Origin of the sequence: Leptolyngbya sp. Cla-17, assembly GCF_016807185.1 — a bacterium.
In the GTDB taxonomy this organism is placed as follows: domain Bacteria; phylum Cyanobacteriota; class Cyanobacteriia; order Leptolyngbyales; family Leptolyngbyaceae; genus ULC077BIN1.
The window spans coordinates 80,304-94,039 of the sequence record NZ_JAEVYN010000003.1; the positions used below are offsets into that span (position 1 = coordinate 80,304).

Annotated in this window: 15 protein-coding genes; 12 read left to right on the forward strand and 3 right to left on the reverse strand. The window is 48.4% G+C overall.

Annotated elements, in window-relative coordinates; translation table 11 throughout:
* Positions 1-9: 9 nt before the first annotated feature.
* The gene (locus JOY44_RS25085; protein ID WP_171576305.1) at positions 10-204 is read left to right on the forward strand and encodes a hypothetical protein; all 195 of its coding nucleotides are present in this window, start codon (positions 10-12) and stop codon (positions 202-204) included.
* Positions 205-231: 27 nt separating this feature from the next.
* On the opposite strand, the gene JOY44_RS31735 is transcribed toward JOY44_RS25085, so the two are convergent.
* The 3 genes from JOY44_RS31735 to rppA all read right to left on the reverse strand — a co-directional run bounded on the left by JOY44_RS31735 (position 232) and on the right by rppA (position 2,713).
* Positions 232-546: a plasmid pRiA4b ORF-3 family protein gene (locus JOY44_RS31735; RefSeq protein ID WP_242541866.1), complete on the reverse strand. Its 315-nt coding sequence runs from the start codon at positions 544-546 to the stop codon at positions 232-234.
* A gap of 101 nt (positions 547-647) precedes the next feature.
* Positions 648-2,021, reverse strand: a complete 1,374-nt coding sequence (gene rppB / locus JOY44_RS25095) for a two-component system sensor histidine kinase RppB (protein WP_171576306.1) — start codon at positions 2,019-2,021, stop codon at positions 648-650.
* 2 nt (positions 2,022-2,023) lie between these two features.
* Positions 2,024-2,713 (reverse strand): two-component system response regulator RppA, encoded by a 690-nt coding sequence (rppA, locus tag JOY44_RS25100; RefSeq protein WP_171576307.1) that lies wholly within the window; start codon positions 2,711-2,713, stop codon positions 2,024-2,026.
* 384 nt (positions 2,714-3,097) lie between these two features.
* On the opposite strand from rppA, the gene JOY44_RS25105 reads away from it, so the two are divergent.
* The 11 genes from JOY44_RS25105 (at position 3,098) to JOY44_RS25155 (ending at position 13,712) form a co-directional block, all read left to right on the forward strand.
* Positions 3,098-3,307, forward strand: coding sequence for a hypothetical protein (locus JOY44_RS25105; protein WP_203032194.1), 210 nt, complete (start codon positions 3,098-3,100; stop codon positions 3,305-3,307).
* 96 nt (positions 3,308-3,403) lie between these two features.
* The gene (locus JOY44_RS25110; RefSeq protein ID WP_171576309.1) at positions 3,404-4,267 is read left to right on the forward strand and encodes a hypothetical protein; all 864 of its coding nucleotides are present in this window, start codon (positions 3,404-3,406) and stop codon (positions 4,265-4,267) included.
* A gap of 193 nt (positions 4,268-4,460) precedes the next feature.
* On the forward strand, positions 4,461-5,861 hold the full coding sequence (locus JOY44_RS25115; protein ID WP_171576310.1) for an Nramp family divalent metal transporter: 1,401 nt from the start codon (positions 4,461-4,463) through the stop codon (positions 5,859-5,861).
* A gap of 88 nt (positions 5,862-5,949) precedes the next feature.
* On the forward strand, positions 5,950-6,849 hold the full coding sequence (locus JOY44_RS25120) for an HAD family hydrolase (RefSeq protein ID WP_171576311.1): 900 nt from the start codon (positions 5,950-5,952) through the stop codon (positions 6,847-6,849).
* A gap of 33 nt (positions 6,850-6,882) precedes the next feature.
* Positions 6,883-7,263, forward strand: a complete 381-nt coding sequence (locus JOY44_RS25125; protein ID WP_171576312.1) for a sensory rhodopsin transducer — start codon at positions 6,883-6,885, stop codon at positions 7,261-7,263.
* A 162-nt stretch (positions 7,264-7,425) separates the two neighbouring features.
* The gene (locus JOY44_RS25130) at positions 7,426-7,674 is read left to right on the forward strand and encodes a hypothetical protein (RefSeq protein ID WP_171576313.1); all 249 of its coding nucleotides are present in this window, start codon (positions 7,426-7,428) and stop codon (positions 7,672-7,674) included.
* A 156-nt stretch (positions 7,675-7,830) separates the two neighbouring features.
* Positions 7,831-9,459, forward strand: a complete 1,629-nt coding sequence (locus JOY44_RS25135; protein WP_171576314.1) for an alpha-amylase family protein — start codon at positions 7,831-7,833, stop codon at positions 9,457-9,459.
* A gap of 8 nt (positions 9,460-9,467) precedes the next feature.
* Complete coding sequence (locus JOY44_RS25140; RefSeq protein ID WP_171576315.1) at positions 9,468-10,322, forward strand: DUF1206 domain-containing protein; 855 nt, start codon at positions 9,468-9,470, stop codon at positions 10,320-10,322.
* Between the two features lie 34 nt (positions 10,323-10,356).
* The gene (locus JOY44_RS25145; protein ID WP_171576316.1) at positions 10,357-11,292 is read left to right on the forward strand and encodes a TIGR03885 family FMN-dependent LLM class oxidoreductase; all 936 of its coding nucleotides are present in this window, start codon (positions 10,357-10,359) and stop codon (positions 11,290-11,292) included.
* Between the two features lie 69 nt (positions 11,293-11,361).
* The gene (locus tag JOY44_RS25150; protein ID WP_171576317.1) at positions 11,362-12,381 is read left to right on the forward strand and encodes a mechanosensitive ion channel family protein; all 1,020 of its coding nucleotides are present in this window, start codon (positions 11,362-11,364) and stop codon (positions 12,379-12,381) included.
* Complete coding sequence (locus tag JOY44_RS25155; protein ID WP_171576318.1) at positions 12,378-13,712, forward strand: DUF2254 domain-containing protein; 1,335 nt, start codon at positions 12,378-12,380, stop codon at positions 13,710-13,712. Before JOY44_RS25150 ends, JOY44_RS25155 begins: the two co-directional genes overlap by 4 nt.
* Positions 13,713-13,736: the final 24 nt, after the last annotated feature.

Here is a 13,736-nt window from a genome sequence, read left to right on the forward strand (position 1 = left end):
GGTAGGGTTGTGAGGTTAGGACAATGGCTTGGACTGTTGCCTCTGCTCGCCTCGCTTTATGTGCTGTGGCAAGTAAGGAGCGTTGTGTTTTTGTTTTTTGCTGCTGTTCTTTTTGCGATCGCGCTCAATCGGCTCGTGCGGCGATTGCAAAAGTTAGGGGCAAACCGGAGAGCGGCGATTGCGCTGGCTATTGCACTTACTTAGCAGTTTTAGGACTTTTTCTCACCTGTATTATTTGGCATCGCTATGAATTTGGACTCGCCTCCAAATCGGTGGTCGAATATCTTTTGGCGTAATTTTCAGTTGATAAATTGCTTGCGATGGTAATTTCTTCTGAGGTGCCATAGTCGGTTTTATAACTGGAAGCTCAGAATGCGTTTGACGATGCCGCTTGACGCTGTCATTGGTAGTTGTTTGACTCAAGTGCAATGCTTGAGTCATTTTGTGAGGGGAACTGCCTTGCTTTACTATCTGCAATCTTTCGGGAGCTTGCATAAGAGCTTCAACCTTGCGGTGAGAGATGTGAATCATACAGCAGCAGTTCATCAGTTCCTCCTGTTCCTACTCTATGAAAAGTTGGTGGGTGGAGCAGGTTTGGCAGGAAGTTGATGAACTCATGGCACAAAAGAACAACACGATTGACCAGTTCATCCCAGAGGTAAGTGCAGAGTAAAGGTGCTGCCTTTGCCTAATTCACTGCGTACTTGAATGGTGCCATAATGCGCCTGAGCAATGGCCAACGCAATGGGTAAACCTAAACCAGAACCACCTGTATGCCGCGATCGATCTTGTTCGACGCGATAAAAGCGATCAAAAATTCGACCCTGATCGGTTAGGGCAATGCCTAGCCCTGTATCCTGCACTTGGATCATGGCGTATTGTTCATCCTTGTTGAGCAAAACTCTCACCTGTCCTCCCGCTGGCGTTGCTTGAATCGCATTGTTAATTAAGTTGCAGACCAAACGATAAAGCTGTTCTTCGTCGCCTAAAACATCAACTGAGTCAGGCACTTGTAACTGCATTGAGAGTTCTACCTTCTCTTTCACTGCTAAAAAAGCGAGTTCTTCCACTAAATCGCTGATTAAATCATTGAGACAGCAATGGAGATACTTTCCGGTCAATTGACGCTGGTCAATGCGGGTTAGCAGCAGCAGATCCTTGACCAATTCGGAGAGCCGCAGGGTTTGGCGTTGCAGGACGGCTAAAACTCCCTCTGTCATTTCTACGGTGGAGCTTTCAGACTTCCTTGGAAAGCGCAGCGTCGCTTCGATCGTGGCTTGCATGGCAGCGAGGGGCGTGCGAAATTCGTGAGCAGCATCGGCAGTAAACTGCTGCATTTTTCGATAAGAGTGGTAGATTGGCTGCATCGCTAAGCCCGCTAGCCACCAGCTTGATACAACCACTAAGAGCAGCGCGATCGCGCACCCTAGCAGCAACGTCCAGCGTAAGGCAGCCAGATTTTGGTCTAAGTCCTGGAGCGATCGTCCCACCTGCACATAGCCCCCTGGCTGGTCTTGTCTCTGTAGGGGTAAGGAGACCTGGCGATAGCGAATCCCCTGACGATCGTTCACCGTTTGCCACTGGGCTTTTCCCGACGTGCTGGGGAGTTGATCGATTTGTAAGCCCATCACCACGATCGGTCTGCCACTCGTATCCAATAGGCGGATGTAGTAATTGATGGGATCAGGCACTCTGATCAAGGGGAGGCGCATGATTTCAGGCAACTGAGCGGCTTTAGTCGCCTCAGCCGTAGGGATACAATCTGTTTTCGTCAGACATAGACGCAAGGAGAAATTTTTAGCCACCTGACGTAACTGTTCGGGTCGCTGAATGACAGGCTCAATTTGTTTAGCCACTACTCCTGTAACTGCCTGCAAGCCTTGATCAATGGTTCGATGATAGGCATGAGCAACCACCTGGTAAACGCCCAAACCGCTTATCCCCATAATGCAAGCCATGACTCCGGCATACCAGAGCGCCAAACGCAGACGAGTGGAACCAAAGAGTTGATTGGCTTTCATGTTCATCCATCCAGGTTGAAGCGATAGCCCACACCATAGATGGTTTCAATCACAGACCCCTCATCTTCCAATTTGCGTCGGAGTAGACGAACCTGGGCAGCAACGACATTGCTAATAGGTTCAGTACCCGTTTCCCAAAGCTGGTTCGTAATTTGCTCACGATTAACAATTTTATTAGAATTCTTCATGAAGTATTCCAAGAGCTGAAATTCTTTGATGGTCAGAGGAATTACCTGACGATCGCCGTTGGCATCTTGTCGAACGACTGCATGAGTGCCATAGTTGAGCGTTAAATTGCCAGCTTGGAGTTGCGGTGGCTGGATCTGAGGAGATCGTCGCCGCAATGCTCGAAGTCTTGCCAGCAGTTCTGCCATCTGAAATGGTTTAACCAAATAATCATCCGCGCCGCTATCCAGCCCTTGAATCTTTTCCTCCATGCGGTCTTTGGCAGTCAACATCAAAATAGGTAGGGGGCTATTTTGGGCTCGTAGCCGTCTACACAACTCCACCCCCGACAGCCCTGGCAACATCCAATCGAAAATTGCCAAAGTGTATTCAGTCCCGTGTTCTTCTAGATATTTCCATGCTTGGTTGCCATCCAGCACCCAGTCCACCACGTAAGTTTGGTGATTAAGAACTTGTTTAATTGCTGCCCCTAAATCGACTTCGTCTTCAACTAATAGAAGTCGCATTACCAATAACTTTGTTTTTTACTGAAACCCCTTAATCACAAGGTACTTACAGAATAGTGAAATGGGTATGAAATTTATCTCCTCCATTGGATATAAATACTACTAGCCTGCCTACAAAGGGGTTTGAGTTAATAGTGAAAACAGCATGAATTTTTACTCAACCTACTGATAGAAACGTTCTCTATCCCCTTAGCCGGAAGAAATAACTATCTTCAATCTATATAGTAATGAGGAATTGGCTGAAGTTTGATTGTTTACAAGAAATTCAAAAAACGTTTTCTGAATTCAATCTTTTTAAGCTTAATAAGCAACATGGTTTAAAGAAGGTTATGGATCAGCAAACTCATTTGATTCGGAAAAAATTCGGTCTAGTAGGAACGATCTGTGGAAGCTTACTGTTGGGTTTACCTACAGCTTCCTTGGCTAGCCCAGCCGGTCCTACTGTTGTCAATCCCCGCTTCTGGAAGAGGAATGTTGGCGGTATCGCTTGATGAAACGACTACCTTGAGCGATGACCAAGGCGTCTTGAGAATTCAAGCAGATGGTCAAGTCTTCTTAAACCAGACCAATGACAACCAAGCAATTGAGGTGTGAACAGATGTTTTATTGACTGTTCTGACCTAACTGCTGTGACCTAATAACAGTGAACTCGAAAAGCTTTTTGATCATAAATAAACGGAGGAAACCCCCATGACTCGCCACACAAGTTCTAACCACAATAGCTTTACTCAAAAGTTGGGCAAACTGAATGGTGCCCTTCCCACCGGAATTGCTCTCGCCCTCATGATAGTGCTTCCTGCTTGCACGAATGCACGACAAGAGGCAGTTGCCCCCTCACCTGTGGGAAATGTTACGACTAAAGAAGTTGCCAATGAGACTAACCGCCTCATTGGACAGACCGTGACCATTAGAAGCGAGCCAATCAAGAAGATTGCTCCGAACACTTTCACGGTAAGCGATGAGCAATTCTTTGGCACTGAATCGATTCTGGTTGTCAATGCGTCCGGTCAGCCTTTCGTTTTACCCACTGATGCTGACGTTGAAGTACAGGTTACAGGTCAGGTGCGTAACTTTGTGTTAGCAGAGGTGGAACGGGAATTTAACTTGGGCTTAGATCGCAAACTGTATGTTGAGTATGAGAATAAACCTGCTATTGTTGCCCAAGCGATCGCACTCGCACCGGAACCAGGCAAAATCACCGAAGATCCTCAGCGGTATTATGGCAAACCGCTAGCAGTCACCGGTGAAATTGAAGACATCAGAAGTCCGAACTCCTTCACGCTCGATGAGGATCAGTTGTTTGGTGCTACTGATTTGCTGGTCTTACAAGCCAATCCCAAGGCGGGTGCCCCAACTCCAGCAGCAGTCAAAGATGGCGAAACAGTGGCAGTAACAGGTGTACTGCGTCCCTTTATCGTGGCTGACATTGAGCGCGACTATGATTTGACCTGGGACTTAGATTTGCAGAAGAAGTTAGAGGCAGAGTACAGCCAAAAACCTGTACTGATTGCTGATGCTGTTTATCCTTCAGCCATTCCAGACGTGAGAAAGTAAGTTACAGCCTTGAAGCATGGGTTGGGTGCTATGACCACTCAACCCATCCATCTTTTATTGATCTGACAATAACACCTGCATGTAAAGCCCTATGAACCCCATTAACTGAGGCTTGGTGGCTTATGCGTGACCCAGTAACCGCCTAACAACCTGAGCCTGTGCTGAAAGAACCCTAAGCAAAGTAGACAGCAGCATGAATAGTGATCAAAAAATACGAACGACGACACTAATTGATCAGCCACAAGTGCCAGTGCCACCACCACCGCAGGGGCGAGATTGGCTAAAGTGGCTGGGTCCTAGTTTTCTCTGGATGCTGTCTGCCGCTGGCTCTGGTGAGCTACTGTTTACCCCCCGCATTGCGGCGCTCTATGGCTATACCCTCTTATGGGCGCTCCTGGCAGCGGTCGTCCTCAAATGGTTTATCAACCGCGAAGTTGGCAGGTTTACCGTTTGCACTGGGTTAACAATTCTAGAAGGGTTTAAGCGGCTCCCTGGTCCCAAAAACTGGGCAATCTGGCTGATTTTGGTGCCTCAGTTTGTAGTGGCAATCACGACTGTGGCAGGGATGGCAGGAGCCGCTGCCACCGCGCTAATTTTGATGACCGGGGGGACGGTTCAACTGTGGACGGTCATCATTATTGTGGTGACAGCCGCGATCGTCTTTCTAGGACAATACGATGGTGTCGAAAAAGCTTCCTCCTACATTGGTATTGGTCGCACGATTGCCGTGGTGGCGGCGGCAGTTTTTGTTTTTCCTAACTTAGGCAAACTGTCTGGTGGCTTAGTCCCTCAAATCCCTCCAGATATCCAGTATGAGGAAATCTTGCCCTGGTTGGGTTTTATGCTAGCAGGGGCTGCTGGCATCATGTGGTATTCCTATTGGATCGGTGCTAGAGGCTATGGTGCTGCCACTAACAAGCGCGAAGAACCAATCGATTTTCAGCAGCTCGATCGCGATCAACGAGAGCGGTTGCAGGGTTGGCTCAGCCTGATGACCTTCTCCAATACCCTGGCTGTCGTCGGAGCCTTATTAGCAGCCCTCTCATTTCTGATTTTGGGTGCAGAACTGTTGCGTCCACAAGGGTTAGTACCTCAAGAAAACCAGATTGCCGAAACGTTGGGGAGCCTCTTGGGCGATCTTTGGGGACCTTTTGGTTTCTGGTTTATGGTTGCGATCGTCTTCATCACCTTTTGCAGTACCACAATGTCTGTGCAGGATGGGTTTGGGCGGATGTTTGCCGATGGCACGCAAATTTTGCTGCAAGGGTTTGGTGTCCGGGGTGGTCGTTGGACAAATGAAAAATTCCTCCGTAAATTCTATATCGCAACCTTGCTGGCAGGTCTTCCCATCGGCGTATATCTGTTCTTTGGCAAACCTGTAGGATTACTCCAAACGGCTGGAGCCATTGAAGCCTCTCATATCCCAGTCGTCACCGGACTCACTTTATATCTCAACCACCAGATGCTCCCGAAGAAACTACAGCCTGATCTTCTCAGCTTCTGGGCAACGGCTGTAGCAGGACTATTTTTTGCTGGCTTTGCAGTGACCTATTTATTACAGCTCACTGGTCTCATCGGCTCAAGTGGAGCGTAGAGCCAGGAACGAAGTACATAAGGCTGCTATGGCAGCGCTGTTCACAGCAGCTAGAGCAAACCTAGAAAGTGGAACTGAGAGGATAGCGATGGCACAAAGACAACAGACTCACCGCACAAAACCTCAAGCGACTAAGCCTGTCTGTAACCGTATTGGAATCGTGTTTGATTTTGACGATACGCTGGCTCCGGATACTTTTGATGCACTGGTAAAGGCTGTCGGGTTAGATGTAGAGGAATTTCGTCAACAGCAATATGAACCCTTGAAAAATGCAGGCTGGGATCATGTTGCCGCTAGATTCTATTGTTTAATTCAAGCATCTAAAGACCACCCAGAGATTCAGCACAAAATCACCAAAGACTATCTCACACAGTTTGGGCAACAATTACAACCTTTTGACGGCGTTACCGAGATGTTCGATCGTCTACTTCGGCACGTGCAGAATCTCAATCCAGAAATTGAACTTGAGTTTTACATGATTACAGGTGGATTTGGTGAAGTGGTTCGCAACACCTGTATTGCCCCTTACTTTACTCAAATTTGGGGATGTGAATTTCACTATAGTGAGACTGGCGAAATTGAGTTCCTCAAGCGCAGCATCAGCCATACAGAAAAGACCCGCTATTTAATGCAGATTGCCAGTGGTCAGGATCAGGTGGATGGAGATGGGCGATCGTTTGCCTACCGCGATGTTGCAGAAGATCAGTTGCACATTCCCTTGTCACAAATGATCTATGTTGGAGACGGGGCATCCGATGTTCCTTGCTTTTCAGTTCTAAATAACGAAGGAGGAGTTGCGATCGGAGTTTATAAGGGGGGTGCTGCCGATGTATGGAGCCAGCAAATTGAGATAAGCGAAGGTCAGCGAGTAGCGAATCTTGCCCCTGCGGATTATCAGGAGGATTCAGAGTTAATGCGATCGCTCACGCTCGCGGTGGAAAGTTTATGTAAACAGATTTCTCTTCGCCAGTTAAGCGTTGGGGAATAAGCGAAACACACAACCTTAAGAGGTAGCAAAACAATGAGTCAACCGATTGGACACACCCATTGGGCGATCGCAGAAGGGTATATTCCTGCGTATGGTACTGGACCCGAACCGCAATTTACCAGCCATGAAACTGCCTGTTTTCTGAATAGCTCAGACCAGGATGCCCATGTTGAGATCATGATTTATTTCAACGATCGCGAACCTGTAGGACCCTATCGCGTCACCGTTCCAGCGCGTCGCACCAGGCATTTACGGTTTAATGACTTGTCTGATCCTGAACCCATCCCCCGTGATACAGATTACGCCAGTGTGATTGAAGCTGATGTGCCGATCGTGGTTCAACACACGCGTCTGGATTCTCGCCAAGCAGAGAATGCCTTATTAAGTACGATCGCTTATGCGAGTAGTGATTAGGAGCTAATTCGCCTATCAAAACTAATCACAGCTATCTCCAAAAAGACTTGGTTTCCTCAGAAATCATATTGAACTTAAAGGAGAAGGTTACGTTATGACCTTTCCATAGTAAGAAGGTAAACCTTGATTCAAGCAATAGACAATAATTGAGCGAATGAAAAAGTGAAAGTCATAATAAGTAAGTCTGTAAAAACCCTAACCCAAATTGCTTTAGCTAGTGTGGTTTTAGTGAGTGCTGTTGCTTGCAGTTCTGAGCAAGGAGAGCGAGAAGGTGCTGTAGAAAGAGAAGGCGCTATCGAAAGAGAAGGCGGGGAGCAGGAAGGTATTGTGGAAAGAGAAGGCGGGGAGCGGGAAGGCGCTGTCGAAAGAGAAGAAGGAGAGGAGCGTGAGTCTAAAGTGGAGAGAGATTAAACGCGCTCGATCAGAGTTTACTAACTAACCTGATCAGCGTATTGGCTTCCAAAAATCTGGTTGGCGTAGAGACATTCCATTCAAGTTCCTAGAGGACTTTGAGTTAACTATTGGTTCAATTAAAAATCTTTGAAATGAGCTAAAGCGATCGTACGAATGAAAAGCATTTGGTATAAAGATGCCATTATCTACTCGCTAGATGTAGAAACATTTATGGATGGCAACGGTGATGGCGTCGGCGATTTTGTTGGACTCACCCAACGTCTGAACTACTTGGCTGGGTCGGGAATTACCTGCTTATGGTTACTGCCGTTTTACCCCTCCCCCAATCGAGATAACGGTTACGATGTCATGGATTACTACAATGTTGATCCACGCTTAGGAACATTGGGTGATTTCGTCGAGTTTATGCACCGAGCGCGAGAACGAGGCATACGAGTGTTGATCGATCTAGTGATTAATCACACGTCTGATCAGCATCCCTGGTTTCAGCAAGCGCGCTCCAACCCTCAATCTCACTATCGGGATTACTATGTTTGGTCAAAGAATCCACCTAAAAGTGATCCGAGCCTCATCGCCTTTCCAACGGTGGAAGATAGCTTGTGGGAGTATGACGAGCAGGCAGATGCCTATTATTTGCACCACTTCTACAAGCACCAACCCGACCTGAACATTGCTAATCCCTTAGTGCGAGAAGAGATTTGCAAAATCATGGGCTTCTGGTTGGAATTAGGTATATCCGGTTTTCGGGTTGATGCAGCTTCTTTTGTCATTGAAGGCATCGGCATCGCAGAGGCTAACCAGGAAAGCCTACAGAGCTTTTTTGATGAGATGCGAGCATTTCTGACTTCACATCAAGGCGATGCAGTCTTGCTAGCAGAAGCAAACGTGCCAGCAGCAGAAATTTCTACTTTTTTTGGGCAGGGAAACCGCATCCATCTACTGTTCAATTTTTTGCTCAACCAATCTATGTTCTTGGCGCTCGCTCGTCAAGCAGCCGCACCGTTGCACGATGGGCTAAAAAACTTACCAGAAATTCCTGCCCAATGCCAGTGGTTAAATTTTGTACGTCACCATGACGAATTGACGCTCGATCGCCTGAGTGACGCAGAAATGCAAGAGATTTTCGCCGCTTTTGCCCCTGAAGAAAAGATGCAGATCTTTGGTCGGGGCATTCGGCGGCGTTTACCGCCTATGCTCAAGGGCGATCGCCGCCATATCGAACTCACCTATAGCTTAATGTTTAGCTTGCCGGGCACGCCCTTATTGCGCTATGGCGATGAGATCGGTATGGGCGACGACCTCTCTTTGCCGGGACGAACCAGTGTGCGAACGCCAATGCAATGGTCTGGCGAACCAAATGGTGGCTTTTCTGATGCGCCACCTGATCAACTCACTAAACCCATCATTAGTGAGGGCGACTACGGTTACAAGGAGGTTAACGTTGCTCAGGACCAGCGCGATCCATCAGCCCTGATTAACTGGATCGAACGTCTGATTCGGATTCGCAAACAATGTCTGGAATTTGGCTATGGCACACTACAGCTTTTAGAGACGGATGCCCCCTGTGTCCTGGCTCATGGCTGCACCTGGGGCGATCGCGCTGTCATTGCGTTGCATAATTTAGCGAACCACGACTGTACAGTCACACTTAAATCCACTGATTATGGGCATCTATCGGAGCTATTTGGCGATCGCCCGTATGAATCACTGAATGGAGATCACAAAACCATTCCATTGTCTTCCTACGGCTATCGCTGGTTTCGAGTCAATCGAACTCATTAAACGCTGTTATGACACACCACAACTCTCAACCTCAAAATCTACACCAACAGGCGCAACGAGTGGCTGCCCATCCTTGGGTTGAGAAACTAGCCCGCTTCGGCTATGCAGCCAAGGGAACAGTTTATTTTGTGGTTGGCTTACTGGCAGCTCAAACCGCGATCGGTAGTGGGGGCGAGACCACTAGCACCAGTGGAGCCTTGGAAGAGATCGTGGCTCAGCCTTTTGGCAAGGTTCTCCTCGGTCTGATTGCGATTGGCATCATGGGTTATGTGTTTTGGCGGTTGGTGCAAACCGTCCTTGATCCAGAACATCAGGGCGAGAAGTTGAGTCTTAAACGGGTTGCTCAACGCTTAGGCTATGCAGTCAGCGCCATCTCCTATGGCAGTTTGGTGCTGACTGCAATCGGGCTGCTTTTCAGTCTCGGTGAAGGTGAAGGAAACAGCCTTACCACCGAGGATTGGACAGCTCGGTTTCTGTCACAACCCTTTGGGCAGTGGCTAGTTGGACTAGCAGGAGGACTTACAGTCATTGTGGGCCTGTACCACTTCTACAATGCCTACCAAGCAAAGTTTATGCAGAAATTTAAGCAGCACCAGATGAGCCCAACCGAGCATAAATGGACCAAGAGAGCAGGGCAATTTGGGATGGCGGCTCGTGGATTTATGTTTGGCCTGATTGGTATTTTCTTAATCCTAGCGGCATGGCAATCCAAGGCCAGTCAAGCCAGAGGCTTTGGTGGAGTCTTAGCAACCCTAGAACACCAACCTTTTGGTTCTTGGTTGTTGGGTATCGTGGCCCTCGGACTGATTGCTTATAGCATCTATGCTTTGGTGGAGGCTCGTTACCGCCACATTGTTGATTAGTAGATTGTAGTCAAACTACCCAGGAAGATCGGTCATGGTGCAAATTGGTTATCACGCCTCTCACGAACAATTTTCGCCTAGTCAACTGCTGAAGTATGCCCAAATGGCAGAACAGGCAGGCTTTACCCGCGTGCTCTCATCCGATCACTTCCATCCTTGGAGTGAGCAACAGGGGCAAAGCGGCTTCGCCTGGTCGTGGTTAGGCGCAGCCATGCAGGCAACTCCCAGCCTCTCCTATCGAGTGGTCAATGCTCCCGGCGATCGCTACCATCGGGCGATCATCGCCCAAGCTGCCGCTACCCTCGCGGAAATGTTTCCCAATCGCTTTTGGCTGACGGTGGGAAGCGGTCAGGCACTCAACGAACATATCACTGGCAATAAGTGGTTAATCAAGGGCGATCGCAATACTCGACTGAAAGAGTGCGTTGATATCATCCGGGCTTTATGGGCAGGCGAAACCGCCACCCATCATGGGTTAGTTTGTGTTGAAGAAGCCAAACTTTATGCTCGCCCTAACACTCCACTACTGATCATTGGGGCGGCAGTGACAGAAGCGACTGCCGAATGGTTGGTGGGCTGGGCAGATGGGCTGATTACCATTTCACGCCCACCCGAAAAAATAAAACGAGTCGTTGATGCCTTCCGGCGCGGGGGTGGTGAAGGTAAGCCCATGCTTTTGAAAGTTCAGCTTTCCTACGATCGCACCGACGATAGGGCTCGTCAAAAAGCCCACAAACAATGGCGAAACAATATTTTTAAGAATGTTTTGATGACGCAGCTACGCACACCCCAACAGTTTGATGCAGCAGGAGAATTTGTCACACCAGAAGAGCTGAATGAACACGTCCGGATCTCAGCTGCCTCAGGCCGCTCGTTGCGGATCAATGTTGGCGCAAAATCGATCGATGCCCTGCGAGACGAAATTACAGCCCTGCGAACCGAGATTCAGCGCTCAAGACAGGAGCATTAACAACCTTAGAGAGACGTTAGTTGTCCTAATTTCTACTAGCATACAAGTGCTTACTATGATGATTAGGCAATGAATGCAGAAATATCAACGCTCTTAGACAAAATGCAGGCAATGCTGAAGGGCTTCATCTTTTTGTTGCCCAATATGGTGTTGGCATTGATTGTCTTTGCGATCTTTTTCTTTGCTGGTAGAGCGATCAAGAAAGTAGTCAGAAACCTGACGCGCGATCGCCGTCAAGCTCGCAACCTGGGCATGGTGCTAGGGCGATTGGCACAAGGAACAACTATTTTAGTGGGCTTGTTTATTGCGCTGTCGATTGTGATTCCATCGCTTAAAGCCAGTGATCTGGTGCAGCTACTCGGAATCAGTGGTGTAGCGATCGGCTTTGCGTTTCGAGATATTTTACAAAATTTCCTAGCCGGTATTTTAATTCTGTTAACTGAACCCTTCCAAATCGATGATCAAATTGTTTTTAAAGATTTTGAAGGCACGGTAGAAAATATTCAAACCCGCGCAACAACGATTAAAACCTATGATGGGCGGCGGATTGTCATTCCAAATTCTGAGCTATTTACAAATTCTGTTACGGTCAATACTGCGTTTGAAAATCGCCGTTTGCAATATGACATTGGCATTGGTTACGGTGACGATATCGACGAAGCACGACGGTTCATTCTAGAGGCAATACATGAAACAGATGGGGTGTTAGAAACTCCTGCTCCTGATGCGATCGTGGTCGATCTAGCAGGCAGCACCGTCAATATTCGCGCTCGCTGGTGGGTGCAACCGCCTCGTCGTGCTGATGTTCTAGACTTGCAAGATCGCGTCTTGACCAATATCAAGAGCAAGCTAACGGCAAATGGTATTGATTTGCCCTTCCCAACGCAGCAAATTCTCTTTCACGACCAGACCGAAGCAACGGATGGAGATCGCGCCCGTCAACGCGAAGGCTGGCCCGTCGGTAAAGGCGACGCTCCCAAGCCGCGCAACATTAGTCACGCACTGAGGCAGCTTGCCGAAACTAAGTCTCAACGTAACGGTGATGAAGGTCATCATGACCGTTACAGTTCAGCTCAGAACGATCAATGAAATACACGAAGTTCAGCAAACTGTGGGAGTCCTTACATTCCAGTTTCTGGTTTGTGCCAACCCTTATGGTGGTGCTGTCGATCGGGCTGTCGTTTGTCACTATCGGCATCGACCAAACGCTAGAAACCGACATCATTGGCAATCTAGGTTGGGCATATGCTCTCGGTCCTAATGGTTCACGCGCGATCCTTTCAGCGATCGCGGGTTCAATGGTGAGTGTGGCTACCACGGCCTTTTCCATCACGATCGTCGCCCTTCAGCTTGCGTCTTCCCAGTTTGGTCCGCGTCTGCTGCGTAACTTCATGCAAGATATTGGCAACCAAATCGTGTTGGGAACCTTCATCTCCACCTTCGTTTATAGCCTGATGGTGCTGCGAACCATCAACGGTGTTGCCGAAAATGAATTTGTGCCTCATCTTGCTGTCACCGGTGGTATCGGACTTGCCATTGCCAGCATCGGCGTTTTAATCTACTTTATTCACCATGCCGCCACATCGATTCAAGTGGATCATGTCATTTCCAATGTCGGACGTGAGCTAGATGAGGCGATCGATCGCCTCTTTCCCAACAAGATGGGACGCGGTGCGTCCAAGGGTCGGCGGGAACCCATGACATCAGATATTCCAGCCAATTTTGAGCACGATGCCTGCCCGATTCAAGCAGCTAGCAGCAGTTACATCCAGGCTGTTGATACGAGCCAGCTTCTGCAAAAGGCAAAAGAAGGCAATCTCCTGCTACGGCTTCAGCAGTATCCCGGAGACTTTGTGGTGAAAGGAAGTCCCCTGGCGCTCGTCTATCCAGCAGACGCGGTTTGCAAAAAGCTGACTGAACAAATCAACGATGCCTTTGTGCTGGGTTCACAACGCACTGACCAGCAAGATGTAGAGTTCTCAGTTAACCAACTGGTTGAAATTGCAGTCCGTGCGCTTTCACCCGGTATTAATGATCCATTTACGGCTGTTCGTTGCATTGATCAACTCAGTGCAGCACTTTGCCATCTGGCACAAAAAGAAATTCCGTCTGCCTATCGTTACGATGACGAAGATAAGTTGCGCGTCATTGCAGAACCCGTGACCTTTGTGGACATGACTGATGCTGCCTTCAATCAAATTCGGCAGTATGGGCAAACGAGTGTGGCAGTTACAATGCGACTGCTAGAGGCGATCGCCGTTATTGCCCCCTTTACGCATACTAAAGCAGACCGAGCCGCACTGCTGCGCCATGCGGACATGATTGATCGCGGTAGCCAGGAGGGCATCGCCGAAGCGTTAGATCGCAACGATATTAAAGAGCGCTATTTAGCTGCTGTAAAAGCGATCGAACTGCATTGAGATCAGCAGACAGCAAATTTCTAC

What these genes read in the sequence shown, in the direction of transcription:
- JOY44_RS25145 (WP_171576316.1), top strand. Translation starts at nt 10,357, where the DNA reads ATGGTGCAAATTGGTTATCACGCCTCTCACGAACAATTTTCGCCTAGT.
- JOY44_RS31735 (WP_242541866.1), bottom strand. Translation starts at nt 546, where the DNA reads ATGAACTGCTGCTGTATGATTCACATCTCTCACCGCAAGGTTGAAGCT.
- JOY44_RS25110 (WP_171576309.1), top strand. Translation starts at nt 3,404, where the DNA reads ATGACTCGCCACACAAGTTCTAACCACAATAGCTTTACTCAAAAGTTG.
- JOY44_RS25120 (WP_171576311.1), top strand. Translation starts at nt 5,950, where the DNA reads ATGGCACAAAGACAACAGACTCACCGCACAAAACCTCAAGCGACTAAG.
- JOY44_RS25155 (WP_171576318.1), top strand. Translation starts at nt 12,378, where the DNA reads ATGAAATACACGAAGTTCAGCAAACTGTGGGAGTCCTTACATTCCAGT.
- JOY44_RS25135 (WP_171576314.1), top strand. Translation starts at nt 7,831, where the DNA reads ATGAAAAGCATTTGGTATAAAGATGCCATTATCTACTCGCTAGATGTA.
- JOY44_RS25115 (WP_171576310.1), top strand. Translation starts at nt 4,461, where the DNA reads ATGAATAGTGATCAAAAAATACGAACGACGACACTAATTGATCAGCCA.
- JOY44_RS25140 (WP_171576315.1), top strand. Translation starts at nt 9,468, where the DNA reads ATGACACACCACAACTCTCAACCTCAAAATCTACACCAACAGGCGCAA.
- rppA (WP_171576307.1), bottom strand. Translation starts at nt 2,713, where the DNA reads ATGCGACTTCTATTAGTTGAAGACGAAGTCGATTTAGGGGCAGCAATT.
- JOY44_RS25125 (WP_171576312.1), top strand. Translation starts at nt 6,883, where the DNA reads ATGAGTCAACCGATTGGACACACCCATTGGGCGATCGCAGAAGGGTAT.
- rppB (WP_171576306.1), bottom strand. Translation starts at nt 2,021, where the DNA reads ATGAAAGCCAATCAACTCTTTGGTTCCACTCGTCTGCGTTTGGCGCTC.
- JOY44_RS25150 (WP_171576317.1), top strand. Translation starts at nt 11,362, where the DNA reads ATGAATGCAGAAATATCAACGCTCTTAGACAAAATGCAGGCAATGCTG.